Origin of the sequence: Rahnella sp. PAMC25617, assembly GCF_050606005.1 — a bacterium.
In the GTDB taxonomy this organism is placed as follows: Bacteria; Pseudomonadota; Gammaproteobacteria; order Enterobacterales; family Enterobacteriaceae; genus Rahnella; species Rahnella variigena.
The window spans coordinates 1-215 of record NZ_JBOCUM010000275.1 but is presented as its reverse complement, the minus strand read 5'-3'; the positions used below and the strand labels follow the sequence as shown (position 1 = coordinate 215).

Sequence of the window (215 nt, the reverse complement as noted above, 5' to 3'; positions counted from 1 at the left end):
CAACAGCCTTACTCCGGGCTGCCATGAGCGGGTCATCAGGACGTGGAAACGGAATCCGATCAATAACAACCAGACGGCAAGTGTCGCCAGGAATATCGACCCCCTGCCACAGCGACACAGTTCCAAATAGACAAGTACGCGGATCAGCCGCGAATCGCCGAGTGAGATCAGCCAGGTGCCCTTCTCCCTGGCACAGGACCGGAATATCAGGCATA

1 protein-coding gene is annotated in these 215 nt (G+C 56.7%); it reads right to left on the bottom strand.

The window, feature by feature from the left end; genetic code table 11:
- Positions 1-214, bottom strand: a 214-nt coding sequence (locus ACM615_RS24345; protein WP_431012702.1) for a helicase C-terminal domain-containing protein, incomplete at its 3' end; no start/stop codon positions are given.
- Between the last annotated feature and the right edge of the window lies 1 nt (position 215).